The organism is Aliivibrio friggae (genome assembly GCF_057368515.1).
Genome location: NZ_CM170648.1, coordinates 15,719 through 32,491 on the forward strand (window position 1 = coordinate 15,719; position 16,773 = coordinate 32,491).

At 40.9% G+C, this 16,773-nt stretch carries 13 protein-coding genes, 1 tRNA gene, 1 pseudogene and 2 riboswitches; of the genes and pseudogenes, 12 read left to right on the forward strand and 3 right to left on the reverse strand.

The window, feature by feature from the left end:
* Positions 1 to 12: 12 nt before the first annotated feature.
* From acuI to fadB, 3 genes are all read right to left on the reverse strand, one after another.
* On the reverse strand, positions 13 to 993 hold the full coding sequence (acuI, locus tag AC2INI_RS00070) for an acrylyl-CoA reductase (NADPH) (protein WP_274443690.1): 981 nt from the start codon (positions 991 to 993) through the stop codon (positions 13 to 15).
* A 774-nt stretch (positions 994 to 1,767) separates the two neighbouring features.
* On the reverse strand, positions 1,768 to 2,931 hold the full coding sequence (gene fadA / locus AC2INI_RS00075) for an acetyl-CoA C-acyltransferase FadA (RefSeq protein WP_486305046.1): 1,164 nt from the start codon (positions 2,929 to 2,931) through the stop codon (positions 1,768 to 1,770).
* A 13-nt stretch (positions 2,932 to 2,944) separates the two neighbouring features.
* A complete protein-coding gene (gene fadB / locus AC2INI_RS00080; RefSeq protein WP_486305047.1) occupies positions 2,945 to 5,134 on the reverse strand; it encodes a fatty acid oxidation complex subunit alpha FadB in 2,190 nt (729 codons plus the stop codon).
* Positions 5,135 to 5,376: 242 nt separating this feature from the next.
* Here fadB and AC2INI_RS00085 point away from each other — a divergent pair, with 242 nt between their 5' ends.
* From AC2INI_RS00085 to thiS, 12 genes and pseudogenes are all read left to right on the forward strand, one after another.
* A complete protein-coding gene (locus AC2INI_RS00085; protein WP_122033422.1) occupies positions 5,377 to 5,994 on the forward strand; it encodes a YigZ family protein in 618 nt (205 codons plus the stop codon).
* A gap of 54 nt (positions 5,995 to 6,048) precedes the next feature.
* On the forward strand, positions 6,049 to 7,506 hold the full coding sequence (locus AC2INI_RS00090) for a TrkH family potassium uptake protein (RefSeq protein ID WP_122033421.1): 1,458 nt from the start codon (positions 6,049 to 6,051) through the stop codon (positions 7,504 to 7,506).
* 32 nt (positions 7,507 to 7,538) lie between these two features.
* Positions 7,539 to 8,063, forward strand: a complete 525-nt coding sequence (gene hemG, locus AC2INI_RS00095) for a menaquinone-dependent protoporphyrinogen IX dehydrogenase (protein ID WP_122033420.1) — start codon at positions 7,539 to 7,541, stop codon at positions 8,061 to 8,063.
* A gap of 118 nt (positions 8,064 to 8,181) precedes the next feature.
* Positions 8,182 to 8,258, forward strand: a tRNA-Trp gene (locus AC2INI_RS00100).
* 276 nt (positions 8,259 to 8,534) lie between these two features.
* Entirely contained in the window at positions 8,535 to 9,923 is a 1,389-nt protein-coding gene (locus AC2INI_RS00105) for a glycoside hydrolase family 1 protein (RefSeq protein WP_486305048.1), read from the forward strand.
* Between the two features lie 83 nt (positions 9,924 to 10,006).
* Positions 10,007 to 10,201: a hypothetical protein gene (locus AC2INI_RS00110; protein ID WP_122033418.1), complete on the forward strand. Its 195-nt coding sequence runs from the start codon at positions 10,007 to 10,009 to the stop codon at positions 10,199 to 10,201.
* Between the two features lie 116 nt (positions 10,202 to 10,317).
* Positions 10,318 to 10,650: a c-type cytochrome gene (locus tag AC2INI_RS00115; RefSeq protein ID WP_122033417.1), complete on the forward strand. Its 333-nt coding sequence runs from the start codon at positions 10,318 to 10,320 to the stop codon at positions 10,648 to 10,650.
* 99 nt (positions 10,651 to 10,749) lie between these two features.
* A riboswitch (Fluoride riboswitch) is annotated at positions 10,750 to 10,816 on the forward strand.
* 127 nt (positions 10,817 to 10,943) lie between these two features.
* Positions 10,944 to 12,323 (forward strand): voltage-gated chloride channel family protein, encoded by a 1,380-nt coding sequence (locus AC2INI_RS00120; protein WP_486305049.1) that lies wholly within the window; start codon positions 10,944 to 10,946, stop codon positions 12,321 to 12,323.
* A 391-nt stretch (positions 12,324 to 12,714) separates the two neighbouring features.
* A riboswitch (TPP riboswitch) is annotated at positions 12,715 to 12,826 on the forward strand.
* 190 nt (positions 12,827 to 13,016) lie between these two features.
* Positions 13,017 to 14,951, forward strand: coding sequence for a phosphomethylpyrimidine synthase ThiC (thiC, locus tag AC2INI_RS00125; RefSeq protein WP_486305050.1), 1,935 nt, complete (start codon positions 13,017 to 13,019; stop codon positions 14,949 to 14,951).
* A gap of 112 nt (positions 14,952 to 15,063) precedes the next feature.
* Positions 15,064 to 15,717, forward strand: a pseudogene (thiE, locus tag AC2INI_RS00130) (thiamine phosphate synthase); the annotation flags it as partial.
* Positions 15,710 to 16,567: a HesA/MoeB/ThiF family protein gene (locus AC2INI_RS00135; RefSeq protein WP_486305051.1), complete on the forward strand. Its 858-nt coding sequence runs from the start codon at positions 15,710 to 15,712 to the stop codon at positions 16,565 to 16,567. The pseudogene thiE and the gene AC2INI_RS00135, both read left to right, overlap by 8 nt.
* Positions 16,560 to 16,772, forward strand: coding sequence for a sulfur carrier protein ThiS (gene thiS, locus AC2INI_RS00140; RefSeq protein WP_486305052.1), 213 nt, complete (start codon positions 16,560 to 16,562; stop codon positions 16,770 to 16,772). Before AC2INI_RS00135 ends, thiS begins: the two co-directional genes overlap by 8 nt.
* The last annotated feature ends 1 nt before the right edge of the window (position 16,773 follow it).

A 16,773-nucleotide genomic window follows, 5' to 3' on the forward strand; every position in this document is an offset into this window, starting at 1 on the left:
TAGTGAGTAATACTAAATTTTGATTACCACACGACCAGTGATTTGGCCGTTAGTGATGTCTTCTGCTGCTTGAATTGCTTCATCAAGAGAGACTTCTTTAGTTGCTTGAGCGTAGAATGACTCAGGTAGAAGCTCTGCCAGTTGTTCCCATGCTTTGATGCGTTTTTCACGAGGGCACATTACAGAGTCAACACCTTGCAAACGTACATTACGTAGAATGAATGGCATTACTGTTGTTGGTAAATCAAAGCCACCCGCAAGACCACATATTGCTACTGCACCGTTGTAATCAATTTGCGCTAATACTTTAGCAAGCACCTTGCTACCCACAGTATCAATTGCGCCAGCCCATAGTTGTTTTTCTAATGGTTTTGCTGGTTCTTCTAGTTCGCTACGTTCAACAATGCGTGATGCGCCTAATGATTTAAGCAGTTCACCATTTGAAGAAGCTCGGCCCGTTACCGCTGCAACTTTATAACCAAGTTGGTTAAGAAGCGTGATTGATACGCTACCTACACCGCCGCTTGCACCTGTTACTAAGATCTCACCATCTTCTGGTTTAATACCTGCATCAACAATCGCTTGAACACATAGCATTGCTGTAAAACCAGCCGTACCGATCGCCATTACTTTTTTAGCGTCTAAGCCTTTTGGCATTGGCACTAACCAGTCACCGTTTAGGCTTGCTTTTTCAGCCATGCCGCCCCAATGACCTTCACCAACGCCCCAGCCAGTAAGTACGACTTCATCGCCAGCTTTATAACGAGCATCGTCTGATTGAGAGACAACACCGGCTAAATCAATACCAGGAACCATAGGGAAATTACGAACAATGCGTCCTTTACCAGTAATCGCTAAGCCATCTTTATAGTTTAGAGAAGAGTAGTTTACATCGATTTTTACATTACCTTCAGGCAGCTGAGACTCGTCGATCTCAGTAACAGCAGCAATGGTATTTCTCTCTTCTTGATTCAGAACTAGTGCTTTAAACATAACGAACTCCAATAAGAATAAATAACGATTATCAAACAGTGCGTTTGACCAATGAGATAAGTGTAGGTGAGTTAGTCAAATAAAAAAAATGATACTTAAACATGAGTAATATGCGTTTTCTGCATAGATCCTCTGCGATATTATTTTTCAAAAAAGAGTAAATAAGATCTTTACTTTTTATTGGATCGTGTTATTTTGCACCCTTGCTCTGATGTATAGAGTTATTAATACAAGCAATAAGTACAAGTAAAACCCTCAGAAAAATATCTTCGAAAAAGCTATTATCTCCGTGTTTCATTTCACTTTTCCAATTATTAATAATTGAACATTTCAGCAGATCGTTAGCAGCGAATAAGCCTAACTGGATCTATTTATAATGTAATATGACCGTGTGCTATCGAAGTTGTGAAAATGCGTTGGCTTTATACCTAATATCGTTATTGGGCTATCTACTTTTTTAAACCGTTATTTTAAGATAAGTAGATTGATGAGGTAAAGAACGTACAACTTCTCTATGTATAAATTACATAAGATAAATATCTCTTCTCAGGCTAAACAAGCGCATCGTATTGATGCATGTTTATACTAAAGTTAAGAAGGATATCTCATGTCTAAATCAACAGGCAGAAAGCGTTTTTGGTTCCACCAAGCGCGTGATACAAAAATCATCTCTAAAAAATAAGATGATAAATACGATACCAAATTAGGTATCAACTCGAAAAAAGTCGCCCAAGAAGGCGACTTTTTTAGTTTTTACGATTTAGAATGTTTTGTCTAAGGTCGTTCGAATACCGTTGCGATACCTTGACCAAGACCAATACACATAGTCGCGACACCAAGTTTAGCCCCAGTACGTTCCATGTTATTGATTAACGTGGTGGCAATTCGAGATCCAGAACAACCTAATGGGTGTCCTAGCGCAATAGCCCCTCCATTTAAGTTAATCTTCTCTTCCATGACATCCATTAAACCTAAATCTTTAATGCATGGTAGGGATTGAGCTGCAAACGCTTCATTCAATTCGAACAAATCAATTTCATCAATCGATAAACCTGCTCGTTTCAGTGCTTTTTGAGTGGCAGGAACTGGTCCATAACCCATGATGGATGGATCGCAGCCAGAGACTGCCATTGAACGAACTTTCGCTCTAATGGTTAAGCCTAATTCATTGGCTTTTTCTTCGCTCATAACGAGCATTGCCGATGCACCATCTGATAATGCAGATGAGGTGCCCGCAGTTACGGTACCATTCGCAGGATCAAAGGCAGGTCGCAGCGCAGCTAACCCTTCAAGTGTGGTTTCTGGGCGAATGACTTCATCATGTTTTACTAAAGTGAGAGCACCATTTTCATCGTGACCTTCAATCGGTAAAATTTCAGAATCAAAATAGCCTTCAACTGTTGCTCGATGTGCTTTTTGGTGTGACGCAAGTGCAAAGGCATCTTGTTGTTCACGAGTAATGCCGTGCATCTTACCTAACATTTCAGCCGTTAAACCCATCATGCCAGAGGCTTTAGCCACACTTTTTGATAAACCAGAATGGAAATCAACACCGTGATTCATTGGTACGTGGCCCATGTGCTCAACGCCGCCAATAATACAAATGTCGGCATCACCAACCATGATAGCGCGAGAAGCATCATGCAGTGCTTGCATAGATGAACCACATAAACGGTTAACCGTGGTTGCAGCGATAGATTTTGGTAAGCCAGCTAATAATGAGGCATTGCGAGCAATATTAAACCCTTGCTCTAAGGTTTGTTGAACACAACCCCAGTATATGTCTTCGATTTGATTCGGATCGACTTTTGGGTTTCGCTCTATTAAGCCTTTCATTAAGTGCGCTGATAAATCTTCGGCGCGAGTATGACGAAACACGCCATTTTTAGAACGACCCATTGGCGTACGGATACAATCAACAATAACTACATTTTTCATGATAAATCCTTCCCTAGGCTGACGTTAATGGAGTCGATACTGATGGTGACTTAGGGGCAGGGTAATAACACTCACCGGCCGCTGCTTTTTGTTTGATGCTTTCCGGTACTTGATAAACCGCACCAAGTTGCTCAAACTCTTTCGCCATCTCTAGGTAAGTAGATAACCCAATCGCATCAAGGTAGCGGAAAACACCGCCTTTAAATGGAGGGAAACCTAAACCATACACTAACGCCATGTCGGCTTCTGCTGGAGAAGCAATAATGCCTTCGTCCAAGCATCGGATCACTTCGTTAATCATAGGTATCATCATTCGAGCACTAATTTGCTCTGAGGTATAAGGTTGGGTTGTATCGGTTACTGTTGCAATGATCGCACTGGTGCCATCATCAACACTTTTCTTCGGTTTTCCCTTTCTATCAACGCTATAAGCATAGAACCCAGTGCTATTTTTCTGGCCATAGCGATCTTCATCAAACATTGCATCAATAACATCTCGACCGTTTTTAGCCATGCGCTCAGGGAACCCTTGTGCCATCACCGCTTGAGCATGATGCGCCGTATCAATACCAACCACATCAAGTAAGTAAGCTGGTCCCATTGGCCAACCGAACTCTTTTTCCATCACTTTATCGATTTGTTGGTAATCGCCACCATCACGCAGCAATAAACTAAAGCCTGCGAAATAAGGGAAAAGAACACGGTTTACAAAGAATCCTGGGCAGTCATTAACAACAATTGGGGTTTTACCCATTTGAGAGGCGTAAGCGACGACGCGATCAATGGTTTGTTGTGAGGTTTTCTCACCACGAATCACTTCGACAAGTGGCATACGGTGCACTGGGTTGAAGAAATGCATACCACAGAAATTTTCAGGACGCTTTAGTGATTTTGCTAATAGTGAAATTGGAATAGTTGAAGTATTCGACGCTAAAATTGCATTTTCGTTAACTTCATTTTCAACTTCCGCTAATACTGCCGCTTTAATTGTTGGATTTTCAACAACCGCTTCAACAATAACGTCTTTGCTATCTATACCACCGTAGTTTAAAGAGGGAGTAATAGAGGAGAGTACCTGAGCCATTTTCAAACCAGATAAACGCCCACGTTCTAATTGCTTATTAAGCAGTTTAGATGCTTCGTTCATACCTAAATCTAACGATGGTTGAGCAATGTCTTTCATTAAAACTGGTACACCTTTTGATGCAGATTGATAAGCGATACCACCGCCCATGATCCCTGCACCTAAAACCGCCGCGCTTGTTACGGGCTCACTATTTTTCACCGCTTGTTTTGCTTTGCTCTTAACGAACTGATCGTTTAAGAAAATACCAACTAATGATTTTGCTACTTCGGTGCGAGTTAGAGCAACAAAGTTTTTGTTTTCTACTGCTAATGCGTCATCTCGGCTCATTGCAGCACTGTGTTCAATTGATTTAACCGCTGTTAGAGGGGCAGGATAATGCTTTCCTGCCATTTTCATTATCATGCCTTTAGCGACATTAAATGACATTGCCGCTTCTAGTGGAGACAGTTGCAGAGGTGCTTTCTTTTGTTCACGACGTTGTTGCCAATTCAATTCACCTGCAATTGCTTGCTTAAGCATAGAAACAGACGCGTCTATCAAGGTTTCACGTGAAACAACACCATCAACCATACCTAATGTTAATGCGTCTTTAGCACGTTTTGGCTTACCTGTAGTGATGACTTCCATCGCTGGGTCGGCACCAATTAAGCGAGGTAAACGAACAGAACCACCCCAACCAGGCATAATACCGAGTTGTGTTTCAGGTAATCCGATCGATGCTGTTTCATCTGCTAAACGAAAATCGGTTGCTAATACGCACTCACAACCGCCACCAAGCGCAAAACCAGTAATAGCGGTTAAGGTCGGAACAGGAAGGTCTTCTAGCTTATTAAATATTATATTAGCTTGATGTAACCAATCACTAAGTTCTTCTGGCGGGGTATCAAATAGCCCTAGGAATTCAGTAATGTCTGCTCCGACAATAAAGGCATTTTTGCCAGATGAGAGCAGGAGGGCTTGTAAATCCTTTTGTTTGTAGAGTGCATCAATGGCTTCGCCAAGTGAATGTAGGGTAGCAAGGTTGAGCTTGTTTACACTGCCTGTCGCATTAAATACGAGGTGAGCAATGCCTGATTCGATGTAGTCTACAGAGAGGTTTTCACCTTGATAAATCATTTTCTATCTCCATGAAATGATAACCAGATAAAGTATTCGTTATTATGATAATCTGGTTTGACCAGTTAATAGTGATGCTAAAATAAACAGATATCAAATTAAATTTAACATTTTATTTACGTTTGTCTTGGTTGATCACAAATTTACTTTCTTCGATTAGCGAATAAATATCAGCTTAAAAAGCGTAAATGTCATGAGAAGTGATACACTTTAAGGTTCCGTTTTTACTATCAGTGTAGTCTATGAATGATCAGCCATATCAAGTGCCAAAAGCGATGGCGGTATTTGAAGAAGAGATCAAAAAAAGTGTCTTTATTACCTACCTTGCTAGAACCGCTTCAATTGATGAGGCCAAGGCGTTTGTTGCTGAAATAAAAGCAAAGCACGCTGATGCTAGGCATAACTGCTGGGGCTTTGTTGCCGGTCGGCCTGAAGATTCGATGAAATGGGGCTTTAGTGATGATGGTGAGCCATCTGGTACGGCAGGAAAACCGATACTTGCCCAACTGAGTGGTAGTGGTATTGGTGAGATTACCGCCGTAGTGACTCGTTACTCTGGTGGTATAAAACTGGGTACTGGCGGTTTAGTAAAAGCTTATGGCGGTGGGGTTCAGCAAGCATTAAAGCTGATTGAAACCGAAGAAAAACGGATTACCGATACCGTGGTTTTACATTGTGATTATAATTTAGTGAGCTTAGTCGAAATCTTGTTGCATCAATTTGAAGGACAACAAGTGGCAGCGGATTATAGTGATAGAGTGACAATGACTGTCGAATTAGAAAAACGCGTTATTAGTGAATTTAAAACCGCGATAATCAATAAAAGCGGTGCAAAGATCGAGTTTCCACCGGAAGTGTGAAATGTTTAATACCAACCATTTAGGATATAAGTGACGCTCGGCGTCCAATAAATCATGCAGTTTCGTTCAATTATTCGAATCGTGGGTATCTTACTCGCGGTGTTTAGTTTTTTCATGTTGGCTCCTGCTTTTATCGCGTTTATATATCGTGATGGTGCCGGTGTACCATTTGTTATTACTTTTTTCTTGTTACTGGCTGGTGGCGGTGCACTTTGGTTCCCAAATCGGGATCATAAACAAGAACTGAAATCGCGCGATGGCTTTCTCATCGTCGTTCTCTTTTGGATGGTAATCGGCAGTGCAGGCGCATTGCCGTTTTTGCTTTCTGGATCACCTGATATATCGGTAACCAATGCCTTTTTTGAATCATTTTCTGGGTTAACGACAACAGGTGCGACCGTTCTTACCGGTCTTGACCATCTTCCTAAAGCGATTTTATTTTATCGTCAGCTTCTTCAATGGTTTGGTGGTATGGGTATCATCGTATTAGCGGTGGCCATTTTACCGGTATTAGGTATCGGTGGTATGCAACTGTATCGAGCGGAGATCCCAGGACCTGTAAAAGACTCCAAAATGACCCCCCGAATAGCTGAAACAGCAAAAGTACTTTGGTATATCTATCTTACTTTAACTATTGCGTGTGCTTTAGCATTTTGGGCTGCAGGTATGGATTGGTTTGATGCCATTTCTCATAGCTTTTCAACAATAGCGATTGGTGGGTTTTCTACTCACGATGCCAGTATGGGTTACTTTAATAGTCCGGTAATTAATGCTATCACTGTGGTGTTCTTACTTATCTCTGCGTGTAACTTCTCGTTGCACTTTGCTGCGTTTGCTTCTGGTGGCGTGCACCCTAAATATTATTGGAAAGATCCAGAGTTTAGAGCGTTTATCTTTATTCAGGTATTATTGTTCCTTATTACCTTCTTATTGTTACTCAAGCACAGTACTTATGATTCGATAGGAACCGCGGTTGATCAGGCACTATTTCAGACCGTATCCATTTCAACAACGGCAGGTTTTACCACAACTAGCTTTGCTGAGTGGCCACTGTTTTTACCTGTATTACTGCTATTTTCATCTTTCATTGGTGGTTGTGCAGGGTCTACGGGCGGCGGCATGAAGGTGATTCGTATTTTACTGTTATCACTGCAAGGGATGCGTGAGTTAAAACGTCTTATTCACCCAAGAGCTATTTTTACTATTAAAATTGGCAGCAAAGCGCTACCTCAACGAGTGGTTGACGCGGTATGGGGCTTCTTCTCTGCGTATGCCTTGGTGTTTGTGATTTGTATGTTGGCATTGATTGCGACGGGTATTGATGAATTAACCGCTTTCTCTGCGATTGCAGCGACGCTAAATAATTTAGGTCCGGGTTTAGGTGAGGTTGCAGTGCATTTTGGCGAAATAAATGATGCAGCCAAATGGATTTTAATTATCTCAATGTTATTTGGTCGTTTGGAAGTCTTTACCTTGCTTATTTTGTTCACGCCGACGTTTTGGCGTAGTTAGTTTTTAGTATTAAAAAGATAAAAGGGTTTACTGTGGAAAGAGTATTACTTCTTCACTCAAGTCGTGAAGGTCAAACTATTAAAATATTGGATTACATTGCGACTAAGTTAGGAAGTGATGTCCAATGTGAGTTGGTCGATTTACATCAGCCGTTAACGGTTTCACTTTCTGATTATGACCGTGTCGTTATCGGTGCTTCTATCCGTTACGGTCACTTGAATAAGAAGTTGTATCAGTTTATCACTCAACATCAAGTGGCTTTGGAACAAGCGAAGGCTGCGTTCTTTATTGTTAATCTAACTGCTCGTAAGGAGGGGAAAGATACTCCAGAAACCAGTGCATATTTTAAGAAGTTCTTATTGAAGTCTTCTTGGGTTCCCGCTTTGCAAGATACGTTTGCTGGTGCATTATTTTATCCTCGTTATAATTTCTTTGATCGCTTTATGATTCAACTCATCATGAGAATGACGGGTGGAGAGACGGATCCAACTAAAGAAGTTGAATATACAAACTGGTTGCGTGTCGATCAATTTGTTGAAAAGATTAAAAAAGGTTAATTTTCAGCCGTTTTGAAAAGAATTGTGCGATAGAGATAGATATTTTAGTTTAGATGCTATTTTTTAGCATGTTAGCTATGGATTTTCTTGTGAAAGTCATTACAATAGCACGCACAACAGGGGTGTAGCTCCAACTGGCAGAGCAGCGGATTCCAAATCCGCGTGTTGGGAGTTCGAATCTCTCCACCCCTGCCATATTTAAGACCTCAGCAGAAATGCTGGGGTTTTTCCGTTTCTAAAGCATAGAAAAGAGCTGCGGATTCCCCTCACCATAAGAACGCGCGTGTTGAGAGTTTGAATTACTCTAGCTTTGTCATATTTAGAGAAGGCTTGTATCGAAAGGTACAAGCCTTTTTGCTATCTGAAATTTGAGAAAAGAACATGTGATGGGAGTGGGCTCTCAGACTTATTTTTAGTTATTGACTATATTCATATTAGAATTAATTTATTGAGTATAAGTAGAGACAGCTCATGACTACATTTCAAAAAGATTTCCTATGGGGCGGAGCGATTGCTGCGAACCAAATTGAAGGCGCATTCCAAACTGACGGTAAAGGCTTATCGACTTCCGATATGCTTCCTAATGGTATTCTTAGTCCATCACAAACCAGAGAAACAAGAACGGATGGCATAAAAGATCTCGCTATTGATTTCTATCATCGTTATCCAGAAGACATTCAATTGTTTGATGAAATGGGGTTTAACTGTCTACGTCTTTCTATTGCGTGGACTCGTATCTTTCCGAATGGTGATGATGCCGAGCCAAATGAAGCGGGATTAGCATATTATGATGCGATCTTTGATGAGTTAGCCAAGTACGACATTCAACCTTTTGTCACTCTTTCTCACTATGAAATGCCTTATGCTTTAGTTGAAAACTATGGCGGCTGGAGTAATAGAAAGGTCATCGAGTTCTTTGAGCGATACGCTAAGGTCGTGTTTGAGCGTTACCAGAATAAAGTTAAATTATGGCTGACATTCAATGAAATCAATATGTCACTACACGCCCCATTTACCGGTGTTGGGCTACCTGATGAGGCAGATGAGCAAAGTATTTATCAAGCGATTCATCATCAATTAGTTGCTAGTGCTCGTGTGGTTAACTTATGTCATCAAATGCTTCCTGATTCTAAAATTGGCAACATGTTATTAGGGGCGCTTAACTACCCATATACGTGTCATCCCGACGATGTACTTGCTGCTATGCATGAGAATAACCAATGGCTTTTCTTTGGTGATGTGCAAGTCCGCGGAAAGTATCCAGGTTACATGTTGCGTTATTTCCGTGAAAATCAGATAAGTTTACACTTTGCAGACGGTGATCTTGAAGAGCTAGCAAAAGCGAGTGTTGATTTTATCTCATTCAGCTATTACGCCAGCGGATGTGCAAGTGCCGATCCAAAGAAAAAAGAGGTTGGTAATATTGTCGCGAGTGTTCCTAATCCACACCTAGAAGCAAGTGAGTGGGGTTGGTTAATCGATCCGAAAGGTTTACGAGTGTTATTGAATGTCCTGCATGACCGTTATCAGAAGCCACTATTTATTGTTGAGAATGGGTTAGGCGCTAAAGATGTGGTAACAGAAGAAAATACCATTGAAGATGATTATCGAATAGCTTACTTGAACGATCACCTAGTTCAGGCTCGCGAAGCGGTTCTTGATGGTGTGGAGTTAATGGGTTTTACTTCATGGGGACCGATAGATTTAGTCAGTAATTCAGAGGCTCAACTTGATAAGCGTTATGGTTACATCTATGTTGATCGCAATGATAAAGGTGAAGGTAGCCTACAACGCATTCCTAAAAAAAGTTTTTACTGGTATCAAGATGTAATTAAAACTAATGGTAGTTCATTAAAGTAGGTTTATTTTGTGATCTAGATCTTGTTTTTTGAGGCGTAGAGAGTAAAATCTGCTGCTTAATTAATCTCTAAGGTTTTATTACAATGAATTACGATTTAGGCTCTGTCTATCTTGGTCAAGTTGCTGCAAAGAAGATGCTAAACGAAGAAATGTATGGCAAACAGCAAGCAAGAAAGAAAAAATCAGCAGTAATGAAAAAGCTTTGGAAAGGATTCGAAAGTGTAAATACCAAAATGGCTAATGCAGTGAGTGGCTATACTCCAGTATTAACTTGGTAAACTAACATAATAAATGCAAACAAAGGCGCCCTTAATTTAGGCGCCTTTTTTATTCATCTTAGGTTCATAGGGTGTGGTGTACCTTATATGTAGATTAACTTTAGGGATTATTTATTATGAAAAAAACACTTACAGCTCTTGTTTTAGGTTTCAGTTTAATTAGCGCAGTAAATGCCGAATCAATAGCTTTATCTAATGGTGAAGCAAACTATAAAATGCTTTGTACTTCTTGCCATGGTGATAAAGGGCACGGTGATGGAATTGCGGGTGAATCGCTATCTGAGCAGCCATCTAATATCTATGAAGGGTTAACATCATTTTGGGAATCTGAGAGTGAGTTAATAGATACAGTGCTAAATGGTAATGAAGGAATGCCTGCATGGAAAAGCATATTGAACGAAGAGGATGTAAAAGATATCTTTGCTTATATTGATACTATTAATAAGTAATACCTTTGAACTAAGATGGAAGCTAAATAATGTATATGCTTTTTATTTGCCATTTATAAATGATAGGAGTAGCATTTGTTTCGTTGATTGATTCCAATACCAATCACGGGTGATGGATTTCCACCTTTAACTGCTCTAATTTAGAGATAATGATTCCTACTGTAGCGTTATCCTGATCAGTTGTTTCTGGTCGTATCGGGATAGATCCGTCTATAGTAGAGCTGTTTGTTATTTCTCTTCTCTTCTAAGATAGTCTATCCTTTTGATTAACCATTATTAAAAGATAGAAACTCATGGCACATCCTCTAAATCGTAATCTGCAAAACTTTTATCAAATGTTCCGTTGGTCGCTGCTCGTAATCCCTGTTGCGTTACTAGTTGGTTCATTTAATGCCTTTTTTCTTTGGTTATTAAGCGAAGCGACTCAAGCTCGTATTGCCAATCCTTGGTTAATTTATCTTCTGCCGTTGGCAGGTTTAGTGATCGTATACAGTTATCGCAACTGGGGGAAAAACTCAGCAGGTGGTAATAACTTGATCATGGATGAGATAAATGAAGCGGGAGAGGGTGTTCCTGTTCGAATGGGTCCATTGGTGTTAATTACGACGGTTATTACGCATCTATTCGGTGGCTCAGCAGGTCGAGAAGGGACGGCGGTTCAGATTGGGGGGGCAACGACAGATTTATTGTCTAGAGTGTTTAAGCTATCTGAAGATGATCGACGAATGATGCTGACGGCTGGTGTTGCTGCGGGTTTTGCGTCTATCTTTGGCACCCCATTTACTGGCGCTATCTTTGCGCTTGAAGTGTTATTTATTGGTCGTATTAAATTCAATGCCATCATTCCTGCTTTGTTGGCGGCAATTTTAGCGAATGTCGTGGCCTCTGCGTGGGGGGCCCATCATACTCATTACTTAATTAATTTTGTTCAAGTCAGTACTTTATTTGGTCATGCGATTGATATCGACCTGGTATTAATGGCGAAGGTGATTGTTGCTGCGATTGCGTTTGGCTTGGCGGGTTATCTGTTTGGTGAATTAACTCACGGCTTTAAAGATGTATTTAATGCCACGCTTAAAAACCCATATTTAATCGTAGTTGTTGGTGGCTTAATGGTTATTGCTATTACGCAGTTAATTGGTAATTACGATTACATTGGTATTGGTGTTTATCCAAGTCGTGATGGTGGTGTGAGTATTACTTCGGCATTCAGTACTGGTGGGGCTGAGTGGTATAGTTGGATTTTAAAACTACTCTTAACGGCGATCACATTAGCGGCAGGGTATAAAGGTGGTGAGGTAACACCTTTGTTTTTTGTTGGTGCGACCTTAGGTAATTTCCTTGCTTGGGTTATGGGTGCTCCTGTTGATCTGTTTGCGGCGTTAGGGTTCTTAGCGGTATTTGCAGCAGCCACTAATACACCGTTGGCTTGTACTATTATGGGGGTTGAGTTGTTTGGCGCGGATTACTTACCTTACTTTGCGTTAGCGTGTTATACCGCGTATTACTTTAGTGGTCATACGGGTATTTATTCTTCTCAGCGTGTGGCTGTATCTAAAACGTTAGAGCATGGCCGTGATCATGATGGTTCTAATAAAATTGGCTCTTACCGCGAGCATAACTCTTCGTGGCTAAAGCATTTGGCGAAAAAACTAACTAAGAAAGACAAATAGTTTCACGTGGAACATTTAGATTAGAACCTAATGTGCTTCTCCACAAAAAAGAACATTGTATTTGATGGTGATAAGAGCTGCGGATGACAAAGGTGGTTTTTTGTTACGAAGCACACAAGGTTCAGTATGTCATGATGGCGTGTTTAGAACCTAATGTGCTTCTCCACAAAAAAGAACATTGTATTTGGTGGTGTAAGAGCTACGGATGACAAAGGTGGTTTTTTTGTTGCGAAGCACACAAGGTTAATATGAATTGTTATATACAAAGCTCAATATGCGTTCACTCACAAACTCAGCCAACCACTTGATAACTTCCTTCTCTTCCATTTCATTTCCTCTGTACTTTCTTTATACTCCGGACACATTCAGATTTTCATTAGGAAGATCTGAAAGAAACTTGTCGGAGTGCTTAGTACTTTTATAGTACGAGCTGAGACCGCGTTGCGGGATCCGTAGAACCTGATCAGGCTAATACCTGCGAAGGGAACAAGAGATATTTTTTATCTTAGTTTGTTAATCACTAACCGAATTATTTAATGATAAATCGTAGCTGAATTTTGGCTTTAATTTATTTGTGTAATTCATAACATACAGATATGCAGGTCTATTCTCTGTTGTATCTTAAACTAAGAACCTCTTGCTACAACTCAAATCCGACAAGCAATTATTCTATTTTTATCAAGGAATTTTGCTATGTCGTCAAGTCGCAAACAAGCACGTTTAGATGCTAAAACCAATATTGAATCGCTGTCGGTTCAACCATACCCAAATTCAAGTAAAGTCTATATTGAAGGTTCTCGTCCAGATATTCGCGTACCTATGCGTGAAATTGCTTTGGCTGACAGTTTAGTTGGTGGGACAAAAGAGAATCCGACACTAACGCCAAATGAGCCTATTCAAGTTTATGACACTTCTGGTGTTTATACTGACCCAAACTATGAGATTGATGTTTATCAAGGTTTACCGAAATTGCGTGAGCGTTGGATTGAAGAGCGCAGTGATACAGAAATGTTGAATGGGGTTAGTTCGGTTTATTCTCAAGAACGATTGGCAGATGATACCTTAGACGAACTTCGTTATGGAAACCTGCCAGCTATCCGTCGTGCTAAACAAGGTCAATGTGTTACCCAACTGCATTATGCGCGTCAGGGAATAATTACGCCTGAGATGGAATATATTGCGATCCGTGAAAACATGGGACGTCAAAAGTTTGCAGATGAGCAGTTAAATCATCAACACCCCGGACACAGTTTTGGGGCTAACTTACCTAAAGAAATCACTCCTGAATTTGTGCGTAAAGAAGTGGCAGAAGGCCGCGCTATTATCCCATCAAACATAAACCATCCAGAAGCTGAGCCAATGATCATTGGTCGTAATTTCTTAATTAAAGTTAACGCCAATATTGGTAACTCGTCTGTCAGTTCATCAATTGAAGAAGAAGTCGAAAAACTAGTTTGGTCAACGCGTTGGGGCGGCGATACCGTAATGGATTTGTCTACTGGTCGAAATATTCATGAAACTCGTGAGTGGATTCTACGTAATAGTCCGGTACCCATTGGCACCGTTCCAATGTATCAAGCGTTAGAAAAAGTAAATGGTGTTGCTGAAAACCTAAACTGGGAAGTGATGCGAGATACCTTAATTGAGCAAGCCGAACAGGGCGTTGATTACTTTACGATTCACGCCGGTTTACTGCTTCGTTATGTTCCAATGACGGCAAAGCGAGTGACGGGTATTGTTTCGCGCGGTGGCTCAATCATTGCGAAGTGGTGTTTGGCTCATCACCAAGAAAGCTTTTTATATACGCACTTTCGCGAGATCTGTGAAATCTGTGCTAAGTACGATGTTGCCTTATCTTTGGGCGATGGCTTACGTCCGGGTTCAATTGCCGACGCTAACGATGAAGCGCAATTTGCTGAATTAAGAACGTTAGGTGAACTAACCAAAGTTGCGTGGGATTACGATGTTCAAGTGATCATCGAAGGCCCTGGCCATGTACCTATGCATATGATTAAAGAGAACATGGACGAGCAATTGAAGCATTGCCATGAAGCGCCATTTTATACCTTAGGCCCATTAACTACAGATATTGCTCCGGGGTATGACCATATTACATCAGGTATTGGTGCTGCCATGATTGGTTGGTATGGCTGTGCCATGTTGTGTTATGTGACGCCAAAAGAACATTTAGGCTTACCAAATAAAGACGATGTGAAGACTGGCTTGATTACTTATAAGTTAGCAGCACACGCAGGGGATTTAGCCAAAGGTCATCCGGGAGCTCAAATCCGTGATAATGCCTTATCAAAAGCCCGTTTTGAATTCCGCTGGGAAGACCAATTTAATCTCTCTCTTGATCCAATCACCGCGCGTGAATTTCATGATGAAACACTGCCGCAAGAGTCTGGCAAGGTTGCTCATTTCTGTTCAATGTGTGGACCTAAATTCTGTTCAATGAAAATTTCACAAGAGGTTCGTGAGTACGCCAAAGATATCGATCAAGTCGCATTAGACCAAGCGATTGAGATCAAAATGATTGATGATCCACTTGAAGGAATGCGTCAGAAATCAGAAGAGTTTAAAGCGTCAGGTTCTGAACTTTATCATCCTGCGGTAGAAACGGAATAGCTCATTATCTTTCTTTTAAATCAATATTGAAGATGTAGTAATAAATAGTAAGTGGTGTTTCACGTGAAACATCGCTTGTTTATCGAAGGTTTGAGGAGAGATGAGTATGTATACTTTTCCTGCGATTGATAGAAATAAATTTGGTCTTTACCCCGTGGTTGATGATGTGTCATGGATTAAAACCGTGCTTAGCCTTGGGGTGAAAACGGTTCAATTACGAATTAAGAATCCAGAACAAGCAGACATAGAAGAGCAGGTAATCAAAGCAATCGAACTTGGCCGTCAATATGATGCTCAAGTGTTTATTAATGACTATTGGCAGCTAGCCATTAAACACAAGGCATTTGGAATTCACCTTGGACAAGAAGATATAGAAATTGCTGATCTGCAGGCCATATCAGATGCAGACATTTGCTTGGGGTTATCTACTCATGATGACAGTGAGCTATTGAAAGTGAAAGCTCTCAATCCTAGTTACTTAGCGCTTGGACATATATTTCCTACACCCACCAAAGATATGCCATCACAACCGCAAGGCCTAGTTAATTTAGCGAAAAACCAACAGCTAGCAGGTGATACTCCAACCGTTGCTATTGGTGGCATTGATCTTACGGTCGCAGAGCAAGTGTGGCAAACCGGTGTAGACAGTATTGCGGTAGTTCGCGCGATTACTCAGGCTAGCAGTGTCGAAGAAGTTATAACTCAGTTTACCGCTATTCTTGCTAAGCCAAGAGAGAAGAAAAATGTCGAGGCTATTTATGAGTAATTTACTAATGGAGGGGCTCAATGATCAAGACTTCCTCCGCTATAGCCGTCAAGTCATGTTGCCTGATATTGGTGAAAAAGGGCAGTTATCATTAAGAAATAGCACAGTATTGATGATTGGTTGTGGAGGGCTTGGCTCTGCCGTTGGAATGTACTTAGCTGCTGCTGGCATAGGGACCTTGATTATCGCTGATGGCGATAAACTTGAATTGAGTAACTTACAGCGACAAGTTATTTATCGTAAATCGAATATCGCTCAGAACAAAGCGATTGCTATGGCGCAGCAGATAAAAGATCTAAATAATGCCGTTACGGTTGAGGTTATCAATCATCATTTATCTGAACCTGAATTATCTCGCTTTCTGACTCAAGTCGATGTCGTTCTCGACTGTAGCGATAACTTATTTACGCGCCATGAGATTAATGCTGCTTGTGTAAAAAAAGGAGTAGCGCTTATTTCTGGTGCGGCAATCGGGTGGCAAGGACAACTGATGCTGTTCTCTAATCAGCAACAGGATAATCAAAATGCATCAGCTTGCTACCATTGCTTGTTTCCATTTACAGAAAGTCAGCAAACGCAGAACTGTCAGTCATTTGGCATTATCGGTCCTGTGGTTGGCATGATTGGAAACCTACAAGCGTTAGAAACCATCAAGTATCTCACTCAGCCAAGTTGGGTTAAGTGGAGTTCGATTCATCAATTTGATGGCAAATCACTTCAATGGTCTTGTATTGATATCCCTAAAGACAACACTTGTTCTGTTTGTTGTCCATCCCAACAACACCCTCATGTTTCACGTGAAACAGTGCAAAGCCAAGAATGTATTAATGGAGAGTTTATCTGTGAGTAATCTAATAACAATAGAGCTGAATAATGTGGTTTATCGAGTAGAGAAAACACACTCCATTCACTCTTTTCTTGCCCTGCATAAGGTTGATACTCAAGGGTGCGCATTAGCGATGAGCAATCAAATAATCCCAAGATCAGAGTGGCAAACCCGTTGTCTTTCTGATGGCGAAAGCATTTCATTATTTCAAGCGATAGCAGGAGGCTAAC